Source organism: Plesiomonas sp. PI-19, from assembly GCF_021368255.1.
Classification (GTDB): Bacteria; Pseudomonadota; Gammaproteobacteria; order Enterobacterales; family CAMTGL01; genus Plesiomonas; species Plesiomonas shigelloides.
Genome location: NZ_JAJNMQ010000001.1, coordinates 2,256,792 through 2,279,002 on the forward strand (window position 1 = coordinate 2,256,792; position 22,211 = coordinate 2,279,002).

The 22,211-nt window shown below is 49.4% G+C and carries 18 protein-coding genes; 4 read left to right on the plus strand and 14 right to left on the minus strand.

Going from position 1 to position 22,211, the window contains the following annotated elements:
- Positions 1–113 precede the first annotated feature (113 nt).
- From gspC to LQ901_RS10050, 3 genes are all read right to left on the minus strand, one after another.
- A complete protein-coding gene (gspC, locus tag LQ901_RS10040) occupies positions 114–1,034 on the minus strand; it encodes a type II secretion system protein GspC (protein WP_233672242.1) in 921 nt (306 codons plus the stop codon).
- Between the two features lie 38 nt (positions 1,035–1,072).
- A complete protein-coding gene (gspS2, locus tag LQ901_RS10045; RefSeq protein WP_233672243.1) occupies positions 1,073–1,498 on the minus strand; it encodes a type II secretion system pilot lipoprotein GspS-beta in 426 nt (141 codons plus the stop codon).
- An 846-nt stretch (positions 1,499–2,344) separates the two neighbouring features.
- Entirely contained in the window at positions 2,345–3,262 is a 918-nt protein-coding gene (locus LQ901_RS10050; protein ID WP_152136078.1) for a LysR family transcriptional regulator, read from the minus strand.
- 152 nt (positions 3,263–3,414) lie between these two features.
- Here LQ901_RS10050 and LQ901_RS10055 point away from each other — a divergent pair, with 152 nt between their 5' ends.
- Positions 3,415–3,708: a hypothetical protein gene (locus tag LQ901_RS10055; RefSeq protein ID WP_218572483.1), complete on the plus strand. Its 294-nt coding sequence runs from the start codon at positions 3,415–3,417 to the stop codon at positions 3,706–3,708.
- On the plus strand, positions 3,705–4,358 hold the full coding sequence (locus LQ901_RS10060; RefSeq protein ID WP_152136079.1) for an HAD-IA family hydrolase: 654 nt from the start codon (positions 3,705–3,707) through the stop codon (positions 4,356–4,358). The genes LQ901_RS10055 and LQ901_RS10060 overlap by 4 nt, the downstream gene beginning before the upstream one ends.
- A 92-nt stretch (positions 4,359–4,450) precedes the next feature.
- Here LQ901_RS10060 and LQ901_RS10065 read toward each other — a convergent pair whose 3' ends face one another.
- Positions 4,451–4,720 (minus strand): DUF4258 domain-containing protein, encoded by a 270-nt coding sequence (locus LQ901_RS10065; RefSeq protein WP_152128505.1) that lies wholly within the window; start codon positions 4,718–4,720, stop codon positions 4,451–4,453.
- Positions 4,721–4,916: 196 nt separating this feature from the next.
- On the opposite strand from LQ901_RS10065, the gene LQ901_RS10070 reads away from it, so the two are divergent.
- Entirely contained in the window at positions 4,917–5,861 is a 945-nt protein-coding gene (locus tag LQ901_RS10070; RefSeq protein ID WP_152136080.1) for a WYL domain-containing protein, read from the plus strand.
- Between the two features lie 131 nt (positions 5,862–5,992).
- On the opposite strand, the gene LQ901_RS10075 is transcribed toward LQ901_RS10070, so the two are convergent.
- The 6 genes from LQ901_RS10075 to fucP form a co-directional block, all read right to left on the minus strand.
- A complete protein-coding gene (locus tag LQ901_RS10075; protein WP_010862283.1) occupies positions 5,993–6,709 on the minus strand; it encodes an EAL domain-containing protein in 717 nt (238 codons plus the stop codon).
- A gap of 333 nt (positions 6,710–7,042) precedes the next feature.
- Complete coding sequence (fucR, locus tag LQ901_RS10080; RefSeq protein ID WP_010862284.1) at positions 7,043–7,744, minus strand: L-fucose operon activator; 702 nt, start codon at positions 7,742–7,744, stop codon at positions 7,043–7,045.
- A gap of 52 nt (positions 7,745–7,796) precedes the next feature.
- Entirely contained in the window at positions 7,797–8,228 is a 432-nt protein-coding gene (gene fucU / locus LQ901_RS10085) for an L-fucose mutarotase (RefSeq protein ID WP_010862285.1), read from the minus strand.
- Positions 8,222–9,697, minus strand: a complete 1,476-nt coding sequence (gene fucK, locus LQ901_RS10090) for an L-fuculokinase (protein WP_152136081.1) — start codon at positions 9,695–9,697, stop codon at positions 8,222–8,224. The genes fucU and fucK overlap by 7 nt, the downstream gene beginning before the upstream one ends.
- A 74-nt stretch (positions 9,698–9,771) precedes the next feature.
- Positions 9,772–11,547 carry an L-fucose isomerase gene (gene fucI / locus LQ901_RS10095; RefSeq protein WP_152136082.1) on the minus strand — a complete coding sequence of 592 codons (1,776 nt, stop codon included), beginning with the start codon at positions 11,545–11,547 and terminating at the stop codon, positions 9,772–9,774.
- Between the two features lie 128 nt (positions 11,548–11,675).
- Positions 11,676–12,983: an L-fucose:H+ symporter permease gene (fucP, locus tag LQ901_RS10100; RefSeq protein WP_010862288.1), complete on the minus strand. Its 1,308-nt coding sequence runs from the start codon at positions 12,981–12,983 to the stop codon at positions 11,676–11,678.
- Between the two features lie 1,329 nt (positions 12,984–14,312).
- On the opposite strand from fucP, the gene fucA reads away from it, so the two are divergent.
- Entirely contained in the window at positions 14,313–14,960 is a 648-nt protein-coding gene (fucA, locus tag LQ901_RS10105) for an L-fuculose-phosphate aldolase (RefSeq protein ID WP_064977348.1), read from the plus strand.
- Between the two features lie 93 nt (positions 14,961–15,053).
- On the opposite strand, the gene LQ901_RS10110 is transcribed toward fucA, so the two are convergent.
- The 4 genes from LQ901_RS10110 to LQ901_RS10125 form a co-directional block, all read right to left on the minus strand.
- On the minus strand, positions 15,054–16,520 hold the full coding sequence (locus tag LQ901_RS10110; protein WP_064977347.1) for a C69 family dipeptidase: 1,467 nt from the start codon (positions 16,518–16,520) through the stop codon (positions 15,054–15,056).
- Positions 16,521–16,931: 411 nt separating this feature from the next.
- Positions 16,932–17,561 (minus strand): lysozyme inhibitor LprI family protein, encoded by a 630-nt coding sequence (locus LQ901_RS10115; protein WP_064977346.1) that lies wholly within the window; start codon positions 17,559–17,561, stop codon positions 16,932–16,934.
- Entirely contained in the window at positions 17,548–20,145 is a 2,598-nt protein-coding gene (locus tag LQ901_RS10120) for a hypothetical protein (RefSeq protein WP_064977345.1), read from the minus strand. Before LQ901_RS10120 ends, LQ901_RS10115 begins: the two co-directional genes overlap by 14 nt.
- Positions 20,146–20,179: 34 nt before the next feature.
- Complete coding sequence (locus tag LQ901_RS10125) at positions 20,180–22,210, minus strand: type VI secretion system tip protein VgrG (protein WP_064977344.1); 2,031 nt, start codon at positions 22,208–22,210, stop codon at positions 20,180–20,182.
- Position 22,211: the final 1 nt, after the last annotated feature.

Here is a 22,211-nt window from a genome sequence, read left to right on the forward strand (position 1 = left end):
GATACAAAACTGTTAGGCCACAACACGATGGAAATCTCTCCCGGATGGAATACCGTTTGGTACAGGATCACTGAAGTAGTGGTTCAAGCACTGTCTTACTGAGTGCCGGTTTATTAACGCAGGGGAATGCGCAACTCGTGGCGCGCCTCTTGCCGCTCAACCGTCATCACCAATTCGGTCATCGCCGGTAGCGTCATCAAGAGCTCCATCGCTTTGGCATGCTCAGTCAATGACTGACCATTGAGCGCCACCACGATGTCCCCCAGCTGCAGTCCGGCAGCATCAAACAGGGTGCGGTCAGCCCCAGGCTCGCCCCCCCATCCATACCTGTGCCCATCCTTGTTCACGGGATTAAAACGAAGAAAACTGAATAACTTTTGCGGATCGGCAGCCAAGGTTTGCCGCACCTTCGCCATTGACGACAGTTCGATTTGGGCGGGCGCAGCCGTGCGCGTCACGGTCAGCAAACCGGCTTGCTCGGCTTCGGCCGGAAAGCTCAAACGCTCCAAGCGACCATTAATCGACAGCACCACAAAATCCGGCTGAATATCCACCACGGTGGCGTTATGTCGGCGCAGTTCATCGCCTTTTTCGTACGTCTGGGTATTACCCGCCGCATCGATCACCGCCGAAGGAAAACGTCCCGCAGAGATACCGCGCAGCACCAGTTTTAACGGCGTTTCTTTTAAGACGGCTGGCGGCGGTGGTGCTACAGCCGTTACCGGAGCGGGACGTCCAAACCAATGTTGCTGGGCTACCCGCTGCCAATTTGGCGACTCGGCATCAGCGCTGCCTGTCGCGAATGCCGTATTCGCAGACAGAGCCGCATCGTGCCTTGGCGAACTTACGCTGACCGCAACCGGATCGAACGTCAGCGCTTGCCACAGCGAGTAGCTGATCGCCCCTACCGTCAACAAACTGGCCGGTAGCAGCAAAAAGCCACAGCACACGCGCAGCGATACACGGTGCCCCTGCGCACGCCATGCCCCACGCCACGGCGCACTGGGCAACTTAAACCGTCGATGAGCTGTCATGGCGCGCCCTGCTCGTTCCACCCGTCATATTCAGAAAATCATTCACCGGCGCGGTTAACCGCGCGGGCATAGGACTGATTCGCGCATTGTGCTGCCGTGAGGTGCGCGGCTTGCAGACTGCTCCCTTGCAGATTATTCACCTGCAGCCGGTAGCTCACCCCTTTGGTCAAATAGGTCCGTACCGTCGGATCGCTACATAAACCTTGTTGATAACCAGCCAGCACGGCGCTCGGGCTCATACGCGCAGCACTTTGATTATCCGCCACCAAGGTCAAACTAATTTCCGCGCTCTGCTGCTGTGCAAAGACCAACGTATAACCGGCCGCTTTTGCTGGCAGGCTTTGATTAATTTTTTGTACCTGACTCTCAGCAATGCTTTCAGCCACACTGTTTTTCGTCGAGGCGCTGCAGCCAGATAAAATAAGCAGACAGACTGCCGAAGCGATATAACCGTATTGTTTCATTCTCAACCTAACGTGTGGCATTAGCCCAAATTCAGCTTAAACGTAAACGAGTAGACAGCCGCGGCATGCCATTTAAATAGGTATGATATAAGGCTGTCTAAACGAATAATCACATTACCGCCTTGAGCGGTGATTAACCCTATAAGTCAGAAAGTCAGTACGCTAGAGCGTTAGTTATTGCCGTGGTTTCATCATGTATTTAATCATGCAATTCATGGCCACGCGGTATAACCGCACATCAACCTAAATAAACTGTCGATATACACAAACCCAACACTCTATAGCCGATGGGATATCTAGCCTCGCTGACATCATACATATGATTATTTGCTATTGTTTGCACGGCCACAGATATTTTATATGACTAATCACCAATCCCTTACCGAGATAATTTATTTATCACATGAATAACCCGATTTGAAACAGCACTCAAGATAAGCGTGCTTCAATAAGCGGGCATGATAATGTCATAAAAAATAGCGCCAATACAACAAACAGATTTCTTATGCTCGTAGATTCACACTATTTGCTAAATAAATATCTCGACACTTAAAAATAGCACTTGTTAATGACAGTTCAATTTACGGAAATAGTAAGATGAATAGCCAAGGAAACAGTCAAATAAATGGCAAGCAAATAGCAATGGAATATTCACTCTCAATATGAAACGACTATTTACTGACGGAGAATGCGAAGATTGACGCCATATAAATGACGATAAGGAGTTTTGGCGTAAATTATTCTGATGAAGTAATAAGCACCAATATTTGAAATAATACAATAATGGCTCGATAGCTCACTTATCCACCGAATCAGCCACATCAACCACCGCGTTATACCTCGCTGTTATTGTGGCGCCGACTCACACACGGCATGCACCGGCTGCGGATAGTGCGAAGTAGCAAGCGCGACAAACCGGTCACGCAGCGGATCGGCCAACGCCGGATTCCACACCAAACTGATTTCCCAGCGAGAATGCGGCCCAGTCAACGGAAACAAGGTGACTGCTGGCCCGGCTATAAAACTGACGCTATGCGGTAAAATCGCGCTACCAATCCCCGCCGCCACCAAAGCCACCAGCGTTTGGATATCTTCGGCTTCTTGAATCACCCCTGTTAAACGGTTAGCGCCCAAGAAATTAGCAATTTGCTGACTCAAGCCCGGACAACGCCGCCCTACCATCTGCAGCAATGGCTGACTGGCCAGCGCCGCCGGCACATCAAACGCAGCCGGATCCGCCCCCACCACACTGGTCGGCACGGCCAGCACCAGACGATCACTGAGCAAACGATGCTCGCTCAAGGTGGTGCCCCGTGGTCGGCGCATAAAGCCCAGTTGCAACTGACCAGAGAGCAGCATTTCCTGCTGCACCGCCGATGGCATATCCTGCAAATGCACCATAACATCCGGTGCCTGCTGCTTAAAACGCGCCACCAATGACGGCGCCAACACAAAACTCGACAAGCCAAAACCAATGCGTAACTGACCGGCCAGTCCTTTGGCCAACGCCAACGCATGACGCTCGAACTCACTCGCCTGCTCAATCAACGCCTGAGCCTGCACCAACAGCTGACGGCCCACCGCCGTCAACTCTGCGCCATGTCGACCGCGATGAAATAAGGTGCAGCCAAGAGTCTGCTCTAACACCTGGATCTGCTTGGTAAGCGCAGGTTGGGTGATAAATAAGCGCTCGGCGGCGGCGCGATAGTTGGCAGTTTGCGCCACAGTGACAAAAGCCTGTAGCTGTCGAAGATCGAATTTCATTCCATTTAGTTATCGAAATTGGCGATTTATTGATTATAAATTATCTAACTGACTTGTTCTAATAGTCTCATCCGCGCGGGACAACACTGTATTCATCACGATGCATCACTTTGCATTCAGTGAATTATTTCGTTATCTAACGAGGTTTTCCTATGCCGACATCCCCCGAATCCCGACTGCTGCGCCCAGCACAAAGTAGCCAAACATTTTTGTTTTTAATCAAAGAGCCTCTGGTGATCGCCCAACCCCTCGAGGCACCAGAAACCGGTGAACTGCTGGTCAGTTTGTTACGCCAAGGCTTTATTGTCGGACCGGTCACCATTCGCGCCACAGACAGCCGGCAGGCGTTAGACTGTTATGACCAGCACGCGCAGCTGCAAGTCCTGACCACCCGTCTCGCACGCAGCAAAAATGGCCATCCGGAGCCCGTACAGGTGATCGCATGAAGCACTTACAACTGCAGGCCGAGGCATTACTGCTAGATATGGATGGCACGCTGGTACAATCCACCACAGAGGTAGAAAAGGTCTGGCGACAATGGTGTCAATGGCACGCTTTAGCACCAGAGCCGGTGCTGGCGATATGCCATGGCCAGCGCGCGCAAGAGGTGATCCAAGCGATTGCCCCTCATTTGGACATTGCCGCCGAAGCGGCGCGCCTGGATGCACTGGAGCTGAGCCTAACCACCGACGTGCACGCCATCGCCGGTTGTCGTGAATGGCTGCAACGCCTCCCTCCCTCGCGCTGGGCGCTAGTAACATCCGCCAGCCATCCGTTGGCGCGTCAGCGATTGCAAAGCGCCGACTTACCTTTACCCGCCTTGCTGATTGGCGCAGAAGATGTGGCTCATGGCAAACCCGATCCGCAGCCCTATTTACTGGCCGCAGCGCGCCTCGGCCTAGCACCGGCACGCTGCTTAGTCTTTGAAGATGCCCATGCAGGGATCACCAGCGCTTTGCAAGCCGGTTGTCAGGTGATTCAAGTCGGCGGACAGCAAAAACAACATCCAGATGTCCGCGCGATCATCCGCGATTGGCAGCAGATTACGATTGATTGTCCGGCGCAAGGTCCGCTTTGCATCACGCTATCTGCCTGAATCATCTACGCCAAAGTCATCCACGCCAGAGCCATCCACGTAAGGCATCGGCGAAATGCGCACGCCGAGCTCCGCAGGCCATGGGCGGGTAACTAGTGGCGGTCGCGCTTAAAATGGGTCGTGCGATGACCGACCGTCACTATCTCCCCATCATCCAGCACCAGATAGTGGCGGCGTAAACGCTGACACTGCTGGTGACTGATGCTGGTCTGTTGCGCGAGGCGCGCCAAGCTCTTGCGGCTCCAGAAGAGAATCTCCCGTCCACGATGATAATCAGCATGACCAAAATCCAGCAACCACTCCACGGCTTGACTCGAAATGCCGCGCTGCTGCATCCGTTGTTGTGCATGTCGGCTATACATAGGCTCACTCCTTAAGCAGATGAAGATACAAAGGTGTGTTAAGGACGCTCGATTCAGTATGGTCAATTTGACGCCCACTAACAAAACCCATCGTCACATATTTTTGACGCGCCCTGTTCACCCTGTCAGTATATGTAGCCTGTGTAGTCATGCCGATACTGGCTACATCAACATGTCGCATTTTGGAGCACACCGCATGAGCACGGAGCTAACTTGGGATCAGACGCTACGCTTTCGTCTGCTAGAGATTGTCCTGCAGTGGGAAGGTCGCCTGACTACCAACCACTTGTGTACCGCCTTTAATATTGGTCGCCAACAGGCCTCACGGGACATCAACCGCTATAAAAATGATTTTGCTCCGCAAGGGTTAGAGTATGACCACTCCCTCAAAGGCTATCGCCCAACCGCCGAATTTAAACCGCTGTTTAGCCAAGGAAAGGTTGATGAATACCTGACGCTGCTGCACCGCGAAAAACAGCACGCCGTGCAATCGCAGCAACAAGCGCTACTGACACTCCCGCTGCTGGATTTGCGCTACGGCCATATCGAGATGCTGGATGTTCCCACTCGCCATGTCGATCCGGTGATTGTGCGCGGGTTGGTGCAAGCGGCACGTGGTCAGTTACGGGTGGATGTGAACTATGTATCACTCAGCTCGGAAGAGGAAAGCGGACGTAATATCGTGCCGCACACTCTAGTCTATGATGGGATCCGCTGGCATGTGCGCGCGTATTGCGAGAAAAAAGGCGAGTATTTGGATTTTGTGATGAGCCGCTTTCGCGGTGAACCGGATTTGCTGGATGCCTCCGAGCATGGCCGCGAGCACGATGTCGAATGGAACACCTTGGTTACGGCCGAGATTATCCCCAATCCACATCTGAGCGCCGGACAACAAGCCATTATTGCCGCCGATTACGCGATGGACGACGGACATTTGTTGTTAACCCAGCGTATGCCGCTGATGCATTACGCGCTGGAGCGGATGCAAGTCAGCTTTGATGGTGAGCATCATCAGCAACCGGCACACGCGCCAATCATCTTGAAAAATCGCGCCGAACTGATCGCGCAAGGCTGCACATTTAAACTTAAAAGTGCCGACTTGCAGCCATCCATTGCCGTTGCAAGCACGGCTTACGCGTAAACCGTGCAACATTGCTCGGCGGATTGATCACTAGCTGTGGCAATCCGCCGTGACTATTCGCCGTAACAATCCGCATGGTAGCCACAAGCAACACATCCACTCGGAGTCGAGCTTGTGGCACAGTCATGACATCACGCTTCGAGCAGCAGAGGGCTTTCTTGCATAAAAAAGCCCTTATTTAACAAGCGCCAATTAAAGCCTTGGCTAAAATCTGATCCTGCATACACCGACAAGTCTTGCAGATACTCATCCTCCACCCCTTCTAGCGTCACTTTGCCTGCATAACATTTGCAGCAATGCACTAAGGCGCAGAGTTGCTCTTGCGAACTGCGCCAGACAATCTCTTTATCGATCTTGACCCCATCCCAAGGTAAGTCCAGTAACAAGCTGACTGTCGCATTATTGACGCCGTGATCATCCAACCATATTTCATGACCAAAAGATTGAATTATTTTAAAGGCGTTTTTTAATTTAATTAGCTGTTCTGCATCACATTCAAAACCATTAATCTCAAAGGCAAATTTAACCCATTTTATTTTTTTAGCCAACTTTATAAAATCGGCATTAAATAGCGTTTTGTAATGAATATTCACATGTACACGCAGGTTATCACCTTTATTACTGACCGATAAAAGATCAGCAATCTGGTTCATTTGAATGCAGCTAACTTTTGTCACATCAGAGGCCGAAAGGGTTCCGAAGAAGCTGTCCACGCAATCAATGGCGATACTTCGTGAAAGTAATTCAAAAGAACTGACTTTCTTAGTCCTATTTTCAATTATTGGTTGCGCGATGACTCCGAACTCCATTTCTCTATATTTATATTTAAAGAGAACGTTGTTTAACATTTATAATTATCTTCGTTTTATATAAGGGCATTTTAAATAACATCCCGCAGATGCTAGGGAAGGTATACCATAACGAAAATTCGATGTAAAACGAGGTGAATAAGCATACATTTGATGTGGAACGTAATGCTGACAATATTCCGTCATTTTATTTCATACGATGTTTTGATAACACATAATGTATTACAATAAAGCGCTATAAATAGAACTCATCGTTTATTTTTTAGGCGAAATATATTTCTCATTTTTTTGAACTTGAGCATACAGAACAATCAATACCACACACAATAGTGCTTGACTAATGGCAGCAAAGCGTAAACATAAAATTACACACTAAGTGTCACTTATGACTTGCGTGACGTCTGCCAGCGAACCAATCCGAATTTCCCCCGCACGATTAAATTTGCTTTTATCACTCAACAACAATGATTGTGATGCGCGCTTAAGCAGCAAAGATTTAAAATCGGCGTTGTAGGCATTGGACTCCCACAGCTCGCCTTGCGCATCAATCCCTTCACAGGAAAAAATGAACAGATCGATCTCCAGATGACGTAATTGGGAGAGAATGGCCGGATTAACATAACAGGCATATTTGCGTTCCAGCACCCCACCTGAGCTGATGAGCCGGATATGCTGACAGCGCGCTAACTCTTGGCAAATACGCACGCTATTGGTAAATACCGTGATATCAATATCCGGTAACTGCCGCGCTAAATAGTAGCAAGTCGAGCTGGCATCTAACGCAATCACCATCCCCGGCTCAATCCATGACAATGCTTGGCGGGCGATATCGGCTTTACTGGAAAAATGACTTTTTAGACGGGAGCTAAACGGATCACCACTGTCTTGATTTCCCAATCCGATGGCGGCCGCGCGGCCATGACGGCGCACAATGCGCCCTTCTTTCTGCAACACATTCAAGTCGCGACGAATGGTTTCCTTGCTGACTGCCAGCATCTGCGCCAGCGCCTCGGTAGACAGTGTTTCATGCTGTGCCAATAACTGCACAATAGCCTGATGGCGTTCGCTTTTCATCCTGCCTCCTGCACAAGGCCGCCCACACCTCGCAGGCGGCAGCAGGGCAAGATTACTGGGTCACGCCTTTCTTTAACAGGATATTGCCGTATTTGGCACACTCTCCTGTGACTACGATCGCAAAGGCCCGCTGTGCTCGCTCATAGAAGGCAAAACGATCAATGCGCTGCACCGGCGGTAACGGCTGCCGCGCATCGGCGCCGGCCAGCGCCTGCAAATAACGCAACTCCACCTGCGGATCGAGGCTATCCCCTTCGACAGCGGCCATCATCACCAACGGTGGGGCATAGCTATCCAGCTCAAACAGTGGGATCACGGCCGCCAGCAAATCACTGACACTCACGCCATCGGCACGTAACACTTGTGGGCCCATGCTGTGGGCGGGGAAGTGTGCATCGGCAAAAATAATCTCATCACCGTGCCCCATTTGCGCCAGCACTTTCAGTAAATCTGGTGAAATTAACGGCGAAATATTTTTCAGCATAATTCACTCTCACATTCGATTTGACTCGCCAGCTGTTCACGCCACGCGTGGTACTGCGCCTGCTGCGCACCCGGCAAGTATTCATGATAGGTCAGCGCCACTTCTGCGCGCGCGCGCTCTGGTGAGCTAAAATGTCCCGCGCCGCTCCAAGCAAACATCGCCGCTCCCGACACCGTGGTTTCGGCATTATCTAACACGCGCACCGGCAACCCGAGCATATCGGCCTTGATTTGATTCCACAGGCTGTTACGGCTGCCGCCGCCCACCAACAGCAAACTCTCGGCAGTAAACCCACCAATGGTTTGCAACACGTTCAAGTTATGGCTCAATTGCCCACTCAAACTTTCCAGCGCCGACCGATAAAAATGCCCGCGACGGGTATTCAGTGACGCGCCGCGCCAACCCGCTTGCCGTTTGGCCGACAACAGGCCGCTGTCCATCACCAATCCGTCACAACCAGGCGCTACCGCCGCCGCCTCCGCCATCATTAGTGGATAAGCGTCTGACCGTGCGACTTGCGGCCAATACAACTCCCGCACCCACTCCAAAACACCGGAGGCCAACCACTGCAGACCCGGATTAAACAGCCCCGTACAACTATCTAGCTCGCACGTTGAGCCAGCATGTGCCGGTAACAGCGCCGTGTTCACGTTCGGCGTGCGCACCATCAAAATTTCCCAGGTGCCGGAGGATAAGACCGGTTGATCTAAGCCAGCGCCGGAGCCAAACAGCGCAAACTGAGTATCGTGACCGGCTGAAATCACCGGGATCCCCGCCGGTATGCCCAATTGCTCAGCCATCTGCGGGAGCAATGCCCCAACCACCTCACCGGCGGAAACCATACGGGGGAATAAATCACTGCGCAGGCCAGTACGCTGTAAAATTTCGTCACTGAAACGTTCGCTGCGAACATCCAATAACTGGCTGGTGCCCGCCATAGTGCGATCGGTGGTAAATTCACCGGTCAAACGCTGATTAATGAGGGAAGAGATAAACAGCCACGCATGCGCTTGTTCGAGGACATCAGGGCGGTGATGCTTAAACCACAGCAGTTTGTACAGCGTATTGAAACTGAACTGCCCAATCCCTGACAGGGTTTGTAGCTGCGTCGCGTCAATATAGCGTGCTACCAGCTCCATCTCGGTCACCGTGCGCGGACATTTCCAGCTGATCACCGGATACAACATCTGCCCTTTGGCATCCACCAATGCGCCATCGACACCAAACGTGGTCACCGTCAGCGCATGAATTCGCGCCCCTTGTAATTGCGGCATGATTTGCCGACAACAATCCGTAAAACGCTGCAAAATGGCATCCAAAGACCACACATGCCAATCGGGATTTTCCGCTCCCGGTGCACTGGCATTGGCGACCGCTGCCTGCGCCAGCCGATTACCGCGTGAATCAACCGCAATGGCTCGGACATTGGTCGCGCCGCAATCCAGAACCAAAACCACATCATGAGTCATACAGGCTCCTTGGCAAATGTGGGCGGCATAGCCGCCCACTGAGGTAATTTCAACGTAAGCGCAAAGGAAAGCCCTTATTTGTACAGCGGACCGTAGTTACTGCAGGCGCGATAATCTTGGCCTTCGCTATCCATGCCATGCGCCGCCCACGAGGACGGACGATAAATCGCTTCGTCAGCCACGTTATGCATGCAAACCGGAATGCGCAGCATAGAGGCCAACGTGATCAAATCAGCGCCCACGTGTCCGGCTGTCAGCACACCGTGGTTAGCGCCCCAGTTTGCCATCACCGAATAGACATCGCGGAATGGCCCTTGCCCAGTCAGGCGCGGTACAAACCAGGTGGTCGGCCAAGTGGCATTGGTGCGGTTGTCCAGAATGTCATGCATCTCATCCGGCAGCTCGACGCTCCAACCTTCAGCAATTTGCAGAACCGGCCCAACCCCTTTGATTAAGTTGACGCGACTCATGGTAAACGGCACGCCACCGCGGGTCAGGAAGCGAGATGAGAAACCGCCGCCACGGAAATATTCGTGGATCGCCGGACACCATTCGGTCGCCGCCAAGCAGGCATCTGCTTCTTCTTGGCTAATCTCCCAATGCGGCTTGATAGTTGGACGCCCTTCCGCATCTAGCTGACGACAGGTTCCATCCAGCGCTGCCGAGCCGGAGTTAATTAGGTGGATAATGCCGTTTTCCGCCAGACCGGTCAGCGGTTGACCAGTTACACGCTGTACCGCCTCCGGTGACCAATACGTCCGAACATCAGCAAACACTTGCGCCGTACCGGTCAGCTGATGGCCAAACAGCATCGCCACACCATTTAAGCTATCGTTTTCGGTCGCCACCACCAGCGGTTGACGCACCCCATTCCAGTCAAACGCGCTGTTCAGCAACGCTTCGGCGGTATCGCCATTCGGGTATTGATCGGTCCAGTGACGCTGACCTTGGAAACCGGCGGCCACCGCGTTATACCCCAGCGCCTCTTCACCCCATCCTTTTTCAGCTAACTTTGGATTGCCCTGCATCATGTCGCGGATACAGATCGCCATCAGCAGACTTTCACGCAGCACCTGGTAGTTATCTTCCGGCGAACGGCGATATTGTTCGCTATTCAGATCCGGCCCATAGCGGAAATGCCGATCCGCCCATGACAGCGCCAACGCTAACTCTTCTTCGTCATAAATGCCCTGATCAATACGGCGACGCAGCTCGGTCATGTCCACCGCCTGCACCTTCATCCCCAACCAAGACTCAAAGAAATCATGATCGACAATTGAACCGGCGATCCCCATCGAAACGCCGCCCAGCGACAGATAGCTCTTACCCTTGATGGCGGCCACCGCTAAACCGGCGCGCGTAAAGCGCAGCAATTTGTCCTGCACATCCTGCGGAATGCTGTTATCGCCAGCATCCTGCACATCTTCGCCATAAATCGAGAAGGCTGGGATCCCTTTTTGGCTGTGCGCTGCCAGCGCTGCGGCCAGATAGACAGCCCCAGGACGTTCAGTGCCATTAAAGCCCCAAATGGCTTTCGGGCGCTGCGGATCCATATCGATAGTTTCGCTGCCGTAGCACCAGCACGGCGTCACGGTAATGGTCAGGCCCACATTATGGCGACTGAATTTATCTTCACAGGCCGCGGATTCGGCCAGCCCAGCAATACAGGTATCGGCAATCACACACTCAACCGGCTCACCGCTAGGGTGGCGCAGCGTTTCACTGATCAGCGCTGCGGTAGCGCGCGCCATGCTCATGGTCTGCTCTTCCAGTGATTCACGCACCCCCATGCGGCGGCCATCAATCGCCGGACGGATCCCTACTTTTGGCAGACTTAATTTCGTTTTCATCGGGTTACCTCATGTAATCGGCTAAGCAAGTCAGAGCGGCCTTGGCCAGCCTGCTGTCAGAATCGCGTTATGAAAATGATTGTTAATGCGTCTCAAGAAGAGGCCTGACCGGCAGGCCCTCTTCCCTCTTAGGCCTTGTGACCTTTAAAACCAAAGTGAATCAGGTAGATAAAGCCCAGCATCGGGATAACAAACGCCATCCGGATCCCGGCCATATCGGAGATTTGTCCCATAATCGCAGTGAGTACCGCGCCGCCCAAAATGGCCATAATCAAGCAGCTGCCACCAAACTGAGTGTCTTTCCCCAGGCCGTGCACTGACAAACCGAAAATGGTAGGGAACATCAAAGACATGCAGGCAGATACCGCGACCAACGCATAAATGCCGGTCATCCCGCCCACAAACATCACCAGCAGCAGACTGAGTGACGCCAGAGAAGCCAGTAACCCCAACAGCACCGCAGGTGAGATAAACTTCATCATGGCGGTACACACAAAACGTGAGGCCGAGAACAACACGATAGACACCAGCAGATAGGTAGATGCATCCGCCTCGTTACCGCCCATTTCCGTCATCACATAACGGATGGTGTAAGACCAGCAACCAATCTGCGCACCGACATAGAAAAATTGCCCCAGCACACCGCGCACAAAGTATTTCTTGGCCAGCAAGCGCCCAAAGCTGCTCTTCAGGCTCTGGTCACTGCCACCGGTATCACTGGCCACTGGCATGCGAGTAAACGCAATGGCTAACCACACCAGCATGATAACCAGCGCTACCACCACATACGGCCCCATCACCGCCGACAATTCAGCCGACTGGATAGAACCCAGCGCTTCCGGCGACATGGCCGCCCGTTCAGCATCGGTTGCGGGGTGCAGTTGCGACAAAATATAGAACTTACCGATCAAGACACCGGTGATAGAGCCAATCGGGTTAAACGATTGCGCCAGATTCAAACGGCGAGTGGCCGTTTCTTGTGGCCCCATCGCAATAATGTAGGGGTTGGCACTGGTCTCCAGAATCGATAAACCACCGGCCAGCACGAACAACGCCATCAGGAACGGGCCATACTCCATAATTTGACTGGCGGGATAAAATAACAATGCGCCAGTACAAAATAATCCGAGGCCTAATAGCACGCCGGCTTTATAGCTGAACCGTTTAATAAAGAGCGCGGCGGGTAAAGCCAGGCAAAAATAGGCACCATAAAAAGCAGTCTGCACTAAACCAGATTGCATATCCGTCAAGGTAAATACTTTTCTAAACTGTGCAATCAGCACATCGGTCATATTATTGGCCAGTCCCCACAATGCAAAACAACTGGTCAGTAATATAAACGGGATCAGAATATTCTTAGGCACCACCTCGGCTGACGGTGCATTACCAGCAATAATGTCCGCAGCCTCCGTGCTTTTGGTCGTTATTTCTGACATGGCTAACACTCCATTGGTTATCGGGTAGGGCATCATTATTTTTATGTCATGCTGTTATTTATTACGGTCAAACCGAACAATAATCAGGAACATGACTGTAGGGATGTCCCGCAGTTCAGAAGGAATTGGTCGCAATGCAATGCATTATTCTTTCTACTACTGACGCCAGAATACGCCTGTGGATGAATAGCCATTCGCCCACCATAATGCGCTGCAGATTAACGTCATTGGCCCATTTTTCAGCGCAGCACTGCTGCCGAAAAAGGAAACCTAAGTAAGATAACCATCAGGTAACCGCATACATCACCGCAGAGCTAAGAGCAGGTTAAACCGGTCTCTCAGCGCCAAGCGTAAGCAACAAGCTCAGTAACATCAGCCAGATAACAGCGCTGTTATGCCACAGAGTTTGCTACCTGTAATACGCTTCTTACCTGATTTTTTCATAATCCTGATTTAGGCCTCATCACACCGCCATTAAATCACACAATCTAATTTATTCATGACACCACGCCAGTGATGCCATAAAAAGCTTCGCGATTTAACAATCCGTACGATAAAAAACCCTCAGTCAGATTTAGCTTTTCTTACTCTACTTTTATCTCTGTTGCTGAGCTCTATTGGCTTGCACTCTTTGTATTTTGTTTCTGTTTTGTTTTTCATTTCTTTCTGCTTGCGGGTGTTGCTGACAATTAATTTAAAGACCTAACACGAATAAAATATGACGGGGCTCACATCGCCCCCTTTCATCCGGTTAAAATGTGAATTTAATCACTTTATCACCACATAAACCGCTGACCGTTTGATTCGTTCCCTAAAGAAAAAACACAAATACCAAATACATCATGACCGAATAAGCGCGTAATAATCAAAAACGGTCATTCATACAGCCACGCACATATTTAATGCCCGTTTTAGCGACCCAACAAAACAAACGGACAAAATAATTCCCGATTAAACATAGGGTTTACTTTAAAGAAAGTAATTCCTATTGACGAACGTCACAAAATAAACGCGAAAAATTCAATTCAACCGATATTAAGCTGAAGATAACTCAACAACAATTTACTCACTGCCTCTATCGAGACTCACATATAGAGACGGGTATAGAGAAGCAGACGTATTTAACGAATTATCGAAATTAAAATCCAAAACGAAATATCGAAACACCGTAATCATTAACGCTTTCATCTGGTGCGATTATCACGTATTGCCAAACCGCTTTACTTGGCGCCAGCACATACTCAAGGCCAACACCGGTGATCCGGCATCGCCTATCACTGATTGAATATAACCGAACATAGATGACGCTCGTCGTAAAAGGGGTACAGCATGGAAAGAGCAACACTGGCTCGTGAGATTATTGCGACTTGTCTGGAGATGACCCGACTGGGTCTGAATCAGGGAACTGCCGGTAACGTCAGCGTACGTTATCGTGATGGTATGCTGATCACGCCAACCGGCATTCCTTACGAGCAATTGACCGAAGATCATATTGTCTATATTGATGGCAATGGCCAACATGAAGCCGGTAAGCTGCCATCGAGTGAATGGCGCTTCCATCTGGCCGCCTATCAAACACGCCCTGATGCCAATGCCGTGTTGCATAACCATGCTATCCACTGCACAGCGGTATCTATTCTCAACCGCCCGATCCCTGCGATTCATTACATGATTGCCGCCGCTGGCGGCAACAGCATTCCATGTGCGCCTTACGCCACCTTCGGCACACGGGAGCTGTCTGAACATGTCATTAAAGCGCTGAAATACCGTAAAGCGACCTTGCTGCAACATCACGGGCTGATCGCCTGCGAAGAAAACCTAACCAAGGCCCTGTGGCTAGCACATGAAGTCGAAGTATTAGCGCGCCTTTATCTCACGACACTGGCAATTACCGATCCAGTGCCGGTGCTGTCAGACGAAGAGATCGCTGTGGTGCTGGAGAAATTCAAAACCTACGGTTTACGTATTGAAGAGTAAGCCACGCTCTCATCTCCGCCTTTCGGACACAAAAAAGCGGTGCTCAGCACCGCTTTTCTGCATTGATTCACATCAAACACTCATAACCGCGGATCACGCCCCCTCGAAGTGGTACTTCATATCCGTGTCATGGGTCATTTTAGTAAAGACCTGGTTGGTCAATTTATCGGTTAAATCAAGCGCCGCTTGCATGGTTTTATCTTCAAACTTTTGCAGCACTTGTTGCGCTTTAGCAGGCTCGGTTTTATAGAGCTTCAGATACTCTTGCTCCATCGCTGCTTGCCGCGCAGCGGTTTGTTCTTCGAACGCTTTATAAGCGCGTTGCACATCAGGGGCATACGCGTTGTAGTTTTGCATCACCAGCGTCTGCAGTTTGCGGTATTTCCAGTTTACCGATTCATTATCTGCCTGATCGGAGCCTTTATCATAACCTGGCAAATAGTGCTGAATACCTTGGTAATACGGCACGTACACACTCAGCGCTGGCATTCCATAAGCCACATACTCCACCTCTCCAATGGCTTTGGGTAAGTTCGGGCGAACCTGCAAAATATGCGACTCTTGTGTACGGAACACAGCAATCGGGCGATATGGCTCTGCTGGATTATTGTTCGTATACGGATCGTGTTTGGTGCCTTGATAATGATTACGCAGCGCCTGTTCAACCTGCGCGACCGAGATCTTCTGCGCCGGTTTTAGGAATACTGGGAAGTTTTTGCCATCAGTAATGGTGGTTTTCAGCTCCGGATTGAACATATGCTGTAAAGTCCAAACCCGAGGATAGTTATAGGTCAGATCGTTTTCGACATCCTGTGAATACACCTGATGGAAATTAAACGGCCCTTGCTGTGGGTTATACAGACCATGCTGCTCAGCAAAGCTAATCAAGGTTGGTGAGCCTAAATAGTTTGCCGTATCTTTAGGATCGTATTTTTGCAACCGGCCCTGATTAGCCGAGACAAAATATTGATCCGCAGGCAAACGAGTGGCCATCCACTGGTGGCCACTGCCGGTCTCCAGATACCAAAGATCGTGCTGGTCAACAAACGCCACCCCAAAACCTTCACCCGCCCCTTGCTGCTCAATAATTTTTCCCAGTAATTCCACGCCTTCACGCGCAGAATGGATCCGCGGCAAAATCACGGTTTGGATCGAGTCTTCGGTGATCCCCGTTTTTTCCACATATGGATCGACTTTCAGCACCGGCTGACCGTTATAGATAGTTTCAGTCGCCGTCATTCCCACGCCAGCAGAGTTAAAACCCACCTCGCCCATAGATTTATCTTGTGTATCAAAATCATGGATTGCGGTATAGCTCAGCGCCTCTTGCGGCAACGGATAGGTAAAATCATTACCGTGTGCTTTGAAAACCCCTTTCTGATGATGTGCCGCCGGATGGCTCACCATGTGTTTGGCATTGGTTGCGGAATAATCTTCATTACGCGCCGCAATAAATGAGCCATCCGCCGACGCCTGATTCCCCACCAAAATGGTGGTACAAGCGGACACCTGTCCAGCAAACAGCGCTGTCATCAACGCAGCAAGCAGCGTGGTCTTCATAAGGAACTCCGTTTTTCTCTTCTGTCTCACCGAGACTAAAACAGTAGACTGACTTTTTTCCCTCCACAAATCATCGAAATTAACAGCGAGTTACATTTTGTAAGCGGAGATGAGTGGTAATGTTTGGTAAATAAAAACATGAAGATTAATGTATGGGGGGTGATTTATGGTACTGTTTTAAATTTAAGATAGATGCAAATACTGAATCCTAATTTGGTTACTTACACAGGGGTGTTCGCTCTGTACAAGTAACCCACAATTATTTATAATTAGTCTGAATAACTCTAAACTACGCTACATCTACCACATAATTATTTTAAGTCAACATGAACAATAAAAACCATGTTATCTAAGACCCATTCCTAGCAAAATTAAATTAAAAATATACAATTAACTTAACTCTTATAAAATCTAAATGGTTTCGATATACTTATTTCTATCTAGAGTAATTTTCGATATACAGGTTTGACCCACCGCCTTCATATAAGGAGCGTCACTCTCATAATTAAAATCAGTTGACTCATAAAGACAAGCTGCATCTCTATAAGCTAACCACTTTCTTTGGGAGTCTTTGAATCGCTCTAACAGAAGAGGTGATTTTAATGTGTTTATTTTCTTCTTATACAAAATATTTAAATTAAGATCGGAATCTATATAATCGCAAATATCTGACTGTGAAGATTGAAGCCCATTTTTTTTATTTAAACTTAATGTGGACACATCAAAAAATATCACTATACCAGATGAGGATATTGCTATTTTATAAAAATATACCTCACCACTATCACCGTTAGATGAGTTAGAATTAACCACCACTTCATCAACAACCTGAGAATTACATTCTCGCCTATGTTTTTCAACAATATTAACATCCCTAGCATTTCCATCTAACTCAAAAGATATTATTTCATGACTTTTTCCTTCGATGAATATACCCCAAGATGAATCGTTCAATAATCGAGCATAAACCTCCGTAGCCATAACAGAGCTATTTGGAAAAACGAAAAAAAATGCAGCGATGAAAAATTTATAAAACATCATCAAAAACTCCCATTGAAATAAATGACGTAAGATTTTTAAATCGTTTTTGATAGCTATCATCATATTTGTTAACCACTTTAGTTATAGCGCTTGATTCAGCGTATGTGACACCTTGATCGGCTATGGAATATAATTTCTTTTGTCGCCAAAAAAACAATGCAGAGCGAATTGATATATCTATGTTAACAAGTAAATCGGGATTCAACTCATAATCATCAAGCGTACCCCACTCTGCCCGACTAAATCGGGTGAACTCCTTGTAATTACTTCTAAACGTTAATTGTTTCGCGCCTCTACCTCTATATTTATAACCATCACCACTTTTCACAGAACCATTTTCATATCTATTAGCATAAGCTTTATTAGCTATAGTGATTTGGTTAGCAGGATGCTCTCGAGTCCTTCCATCTTGCTCAGCTTCATCTGGCCTCTTAGAATAGTATTCAAATTTACCAATAAGAACACTTGGCTTATAGTTTAAATTCTCAACAACCTTAAAAGAAGAACCTACCTCTTGGTAAACTTGAGCCATAAAGTGGTATAGTCGGTTACTAGTATTAATTTTCATATTTTCAATATTACTATTTAATTCATTAGCAACAACATCTAGTAAATCGTCAGAGACTAATCCTATGTCACTCCATATTTTTCTTAACATGGCCAGTGTGATTTTTTTCTTTGAAAACTCAGACACCAACCCCATCATCCCAGCCGGATGAATAAACCACATTTTAGAGTTGCCCAATATCTCTTTAGCTTCTTCAACCCAAGCCATATTGTTGTGTACCTGCATTGCATATTCATACAGTTTAGGCTGGTCAGCTAGCTCTTTTTGAAGACGTGGCCACCCTTTATCACGCTTTATCCATTCACTTTCATGCTTGATAAATAACCGGCGCAGCTTGTTTGCCAAATCATCATCGGCCAAAGCAGATTTAATTTCGTCGCCACTCAGTACATTATCATTGTCTCGATCTATAGTTAGTTGGTCATAAAGAGTGCTAAAAAATGCCCCACCTTCCTGACCTTCTGTATCCTGTTTATCCAAGAACCCATCAGGATCACTACTGCCATCAACGAGTTTAACCCCTAACTTGCCCCAATCATGTTGGCTTAGTAACTCAGTATCACCCGCCAATAAGACAAATTCCCCAGCCAATTCCCCTTTTGCCGCAGCACGTTCGCGTACTCGAACAAATTTTTGGGTGCCATGAGTAACAATATCAGCCTTCTTTACCGCCAACGGGACAGTCAGTGGACCAAGTTTAGCCACATTCTTATAACTTGGTTGGTTTTTATGGTTAGTCAGGCGGCACGTATCAACCTCATTCTTCTTAATAACCAAGTAATCCTGACCACCGGTTACCTGCGCTTTGTTCTGGATACAATCGTTAAGCATCTGCTTATCTTGCGTATCTTTCTCAGTGACAAACACTTCAAAATGTACAGCCTTCTGATCAGGATCGAGGCTAAATCCACTCGCACTGGACGTTGCCACTTGGTGCTCGCCCCAATGGCCGATAACCTCGCCTGCCTGAACAGCTATTGGGTTACTATCACGCAATACAACCTTATCAAACTCAATCGGGATGCTAGATTCCGCGGTTAAAGCCGCACCGAATTTATTTTTTGCTAACCAGCCAATCGAACCCTTGCTAGCATTAGCCATCACCTGATTAGCACTATTCTTGACGGTTCCGTTCCCCACTTTGAACACTTGAACTTGACGAAAATCAGTAAGACCACCGTTAATCGTTACCATCTGTTGCTCACCTAACAACACAACTTCACTACCGGCAGGTACTCCAGTACTTTCTTCAGTACTGTCCGCCGTTTTTCTTAGCCATGTATTATTAGGTACTGTATAGCGAGCTGGCTTACTTTCCGGTGGAGTCAGCCAGTTAGGTTTCATTTTACACTCGGCCTTGATATATTTTGCCGCAATATAAAACAGTTCAGGATCTCCGGCCTTGGGCTCGGCATAGCACATCAATTGGTAAATTTGAGGCTCATTGCGCAAGTTGTATCTCTCAGACCAATTATTCCTATCCACTAAAATAACTTCAGCCCCTTTCCGCGCAATGCCTAATTTATCTTCAGACTTAAGCTGCAACCCCGCAGATCCCTTATAAATAGAGACGTCATTACCATCAACAACATACCGCTCAGGCTCAGCGCTATAGCTGTTTTCACAAGCTATATGCATGTACAAGCTATAAAAAGTTAAGCTGTTTTTATTTTTCTCTCCCGCCTCATAGCGGTGACGAATTAGGCAAAACGAAGGAGAGGTATACAAATCAATCTCGTGCTCAGGCTCCCCGGCTTCAGATTTACGCGTTGCTTTAGCAGGTTCAGTCGCAAACCGATAAGCAACAATTTCTCCATCAGCAATAGCACGAACAGCACCGCTTGAATGCCATCCCCCTTTTTCGCTGAGGTGAACTCCACCATGCCAAATACGATTACGTCCTATAGGGAAGGTTCCACTATTTAATTTATTGAGCTGGCTAATAAACTCATCAAGTGATGCAATTTCCTTGGGAGTACCCTCTCCCGCCAACTGCATGGGGTAGACGATTTTCATCTTTACTGTTCAACCCTATATTATACGTAAGCCATCAAACAGACGGTTGATAATCCACTTTAAGCATCCGCTCTTTGAGCAATGCCTCCATCGCCTCTTCCGTAGGCAGTGCCTTAATCAGCTCAACCGGCTCTGGAGCCTTCTCCGCGCCAATGCCTTTAGGAAGCGCGGGAGCCTGCCCCGCCCAACTCGTCCCCACTTCTGGGCTTCCTCCTGCATTGAGCTTAATATCTGGACCCACCAGCTTGATGCCACTTGGGTCGAGCTTCACAAAGCTACCGCCGCCACTTAGCGTCAGCTCCGAGCCTGCTTCTAATACCAATTTCTCTCCGACATTGATGTGCACTTCAGTGCCTGTATCCACCAACAGGGATTGCCCCACTTTTTGGTGCATATTGGTATCTACGGTCAAAGAGTAATCAGCTTGGATGTGCTCTCGTTTCTGCACATCAACCGTCAGGTGATCATTGGCCTTAATCCGCGTCACGCGTTCATTATCAATCGCGCAGTGCTCATCATGTGTAATGTGCCAAGTCGCATCCTGCTCAATAAGAGCGTTCAGATCCTTCTGGCCATGGATATAGATCTCTTCCTGCCCAGCCTGATCTTCAAAGCGCAGCTCGTTAAACCCTTGCCCTTGATGAGTCATCGTCCGCAGCACTGTGCGCGTTTTATGTTGTGGAAGCGGATACACTGGGCGCTGCGTGGCATGGTAGGTTCGCCCCGTCACTATGGGCTGGTCAGGATCACCGTCCAGAAATGACACAATCACCTCATGCCCGATGCGCGGAAGCGCCATGGCGCCATAATGTCCACCGGCCCATTCTTGCGATACGCGCACCCAACAAGAGCTTTGTTCATTACTCGCGCCGTATCTGTCCCACGGAAACTGCAACCGTACACGCCCATAGTTGTCACAATAGATCTCTTCACCTGCCGGACCGACCACGGTCGCTATCTGCGGGCCATCCACCATCGGCTTATGCGGCATCAATGCACGCCATGACATGTCCGCCGGGATCACCGCAAACTGGTTGTAATACAGTGTTGGCTCACTACCGCCTTCTTCTTCCAATGCTTGCGGTTGCTGACCGGTATGGCGAATGCCAACCACTTGCCACGCGACGTTGAATTTGGCATTCGGGTGCTCGTTTAACGTAAAGGCCATGCCGGGTTGCAACTGCGGCGCATTCGATTCACCTTGCCCCCGAAGAGCATCTGCGCGTAGCGCATCAAGGCGATAACCGCTCAACGCTTTACCACTCGGGTCTTGCTTGAAACGTCCGGGATAATCAAAATGTTGGTAGTGGTCCTGCTGATGCGCAAGCGCACTGCCTTGCTGACGATGGGAGAGTGCGTAAGCCGGCGTTTTGAAGCAGTAATCTTTGAGCTCAACTTCCGCCGGACGCACCGCTTCGACATACTGGAAACGGCGCACAAACGGCCCGTGTTGCTGACCTTGATTAGCCAGATTGAAAAACAGCGCGGGGCCTTGCTGCAACGCGGCATGATGATCGGTAAACACCACGCTATGTTTGCCCGAGGTAAACTCGTGATACCAACACATCCCCTCTTCTGCAGTTAAGCGCGCCAGAAAAGCCAGATCGGTTTCGCGATATTGCACGCAGTATTCACGCTGCGCATGGCTATCTTTGAGCGCAAAAGCATAATCAGTCACCCCAGCCTCTTGCAGCAAGATACTGATGATTTCCTGTGGTGTCAGGGCTTGAAACATGCGTGCGTTATGGCGCAGCGATAAGCGCCACAGCGCGGGGCGCACCGCTAGGCTATAGCGAGTACGGCGAAAACCGGTATCACCCTGTGAGAACTGACTCACCACGCCGTTCACGCGGCGCTGTAACTCGCCATCAAACCATATCAGCAACTCGCACGGCTGCTCCAACACGTCAGCTGCATCGATATCCGGTTGCAAACTGGCCAAATCTAGGCTGAGCAAAAACGGCGTATTAAGCTGCTCATCCAAGTCAAATGCCGCCACGGCAAAGGTGTTTTGCGGCAGCGCGCCCACCTTAACCGTAAACTGTAATCCCGTACTGTCTGTCATC

Excerpts from the sequence above, each read along its gene's own strand:
- gspC (WP_233672242.1), bottom strand. The coding sequence starts at position 1,034 with ATGACAGCTCATCGACGGTTTAAGTTGCCCAGTGCGCCGTGGCGTGGG.
- gspS2 (WP_233672243.1), bottom strand. The coding sequence starts at position 1,498 with ATGAAACAATACGGTTATATCGCTTCGGCAGTCTGTCTGCTTATTTTA.
- LQ901_RS10050 (WP_152136078.1), bottom strand. The coding sequence starts at position 3,262 with ATGAAATTCGATCTTCGACAGCTACAGGCTTTTGTCACTGTGGCGCAA.
- LQ901_RS10055 (WP_218572483.1), top strand. The coding sequence starts at position 3,415 with ATGCCGACATCCCCCGAATCCCGACTGCTGCGCCCAGCACAAAGTAGC.
- LQ901_RS10060 (WP_152136079.1), top strand. The coding sequence starts at position 3,705 with ATGAAGCACTTACAACTGCAGGCCGAGGCATTACTGCTAGATATGGAT.
- LQ901_RS10065 (WP_152128505.1), bottom strand. The coding sequence starts at position 4,720 with ATGTATAGCCGACATGCACAACAACGGATGCAGCAGCGCGGCATTTCG.
- LQ901_RS10070 (WP_152136080.1), top strand. The coding sequence starts at position 4,917 with ATGAGCACGGAGCTAACTTGGGATCAGACGCTACGCTTTCGTCTGCTA.
- LQ901_RS10075 (WP_010862283.1), bottom strand. The coding sequence starts at position 6,709 with ATGTTAAACAACGTTCTCTTTAAATATAAATATAGAGAAATGGAGTTC.
- fucR (WP_010862284.1), bottom strand. The coding sequence starts at position 7,744 with ATGAAAAGCGAACGCCATCAGGCTATTGTGCAGTTATTGGCACAGCAT.
- fucU (WP_010862285.1), bottom strand. The coding sequence starts at position 8,228 with ATGCTGAAAAATATTTCGCCGTTAATTTCACCAGATTTACTGAAAGTG.
- fucK (WP_152136081.1), bottom strand. The coding sequence starts at position 9,697 with ATGACTCATGATGTGGTTTTGGTTCTGGATTGCGGCGCGACCAATGTC.
- fucI (WP_152136082.1), bottom strand. The coding sequence starts at position 11,547 with ATGAAAACGAAATTAAGTCTGCCAAAAGTAGGGATCCGTCCGGCGATT.
- fucP (WP_010862288.1), bottom strand. The coding sequence starts at position 12,983 with ATGTCAGAAATAACGACCAAAAGCACGGAGGCTGCGGACATTATTGCT.
- fucA (WP_064977348.1), top strand. The coding sequence starts at position 14,313 with ATGGAAAGAGCAACACTGGCTCGTGAGATTATTGCGACTTGTCTGGAG.
- LQ901_RS10110 (WP_064977347.1), bottom strand. The coding sequence starts at position 16,520 with ATGAAGACCACGCTGCTTGCTGCGTTGATGACAGCGCTGTTTGCTGGA.
- LQ901_RS10115 (WP_064977346.1), bottom strand. The coding sequence starts at position 17,561 with ATGATGTTTTATAAATTTTTCATCGCTGCATTTTTTTTCGTTTTTCCA.
- LQ901_RS10120 (WP_064977345.1), bottom strand. The coding sequence starts at position 20,145 with ATGAAAATCGTCTACCCCATGCAGTTGGCGGGAGAGGGTACTCCCAAG.
- LQ901_RS10125 (WP_064977344.1), bottom strand. The coding sequence starts at position 22,210 with ATGACAGACAGTACGGGATTACAGTTTACGGTTAAGGTGGGCGCGCTG.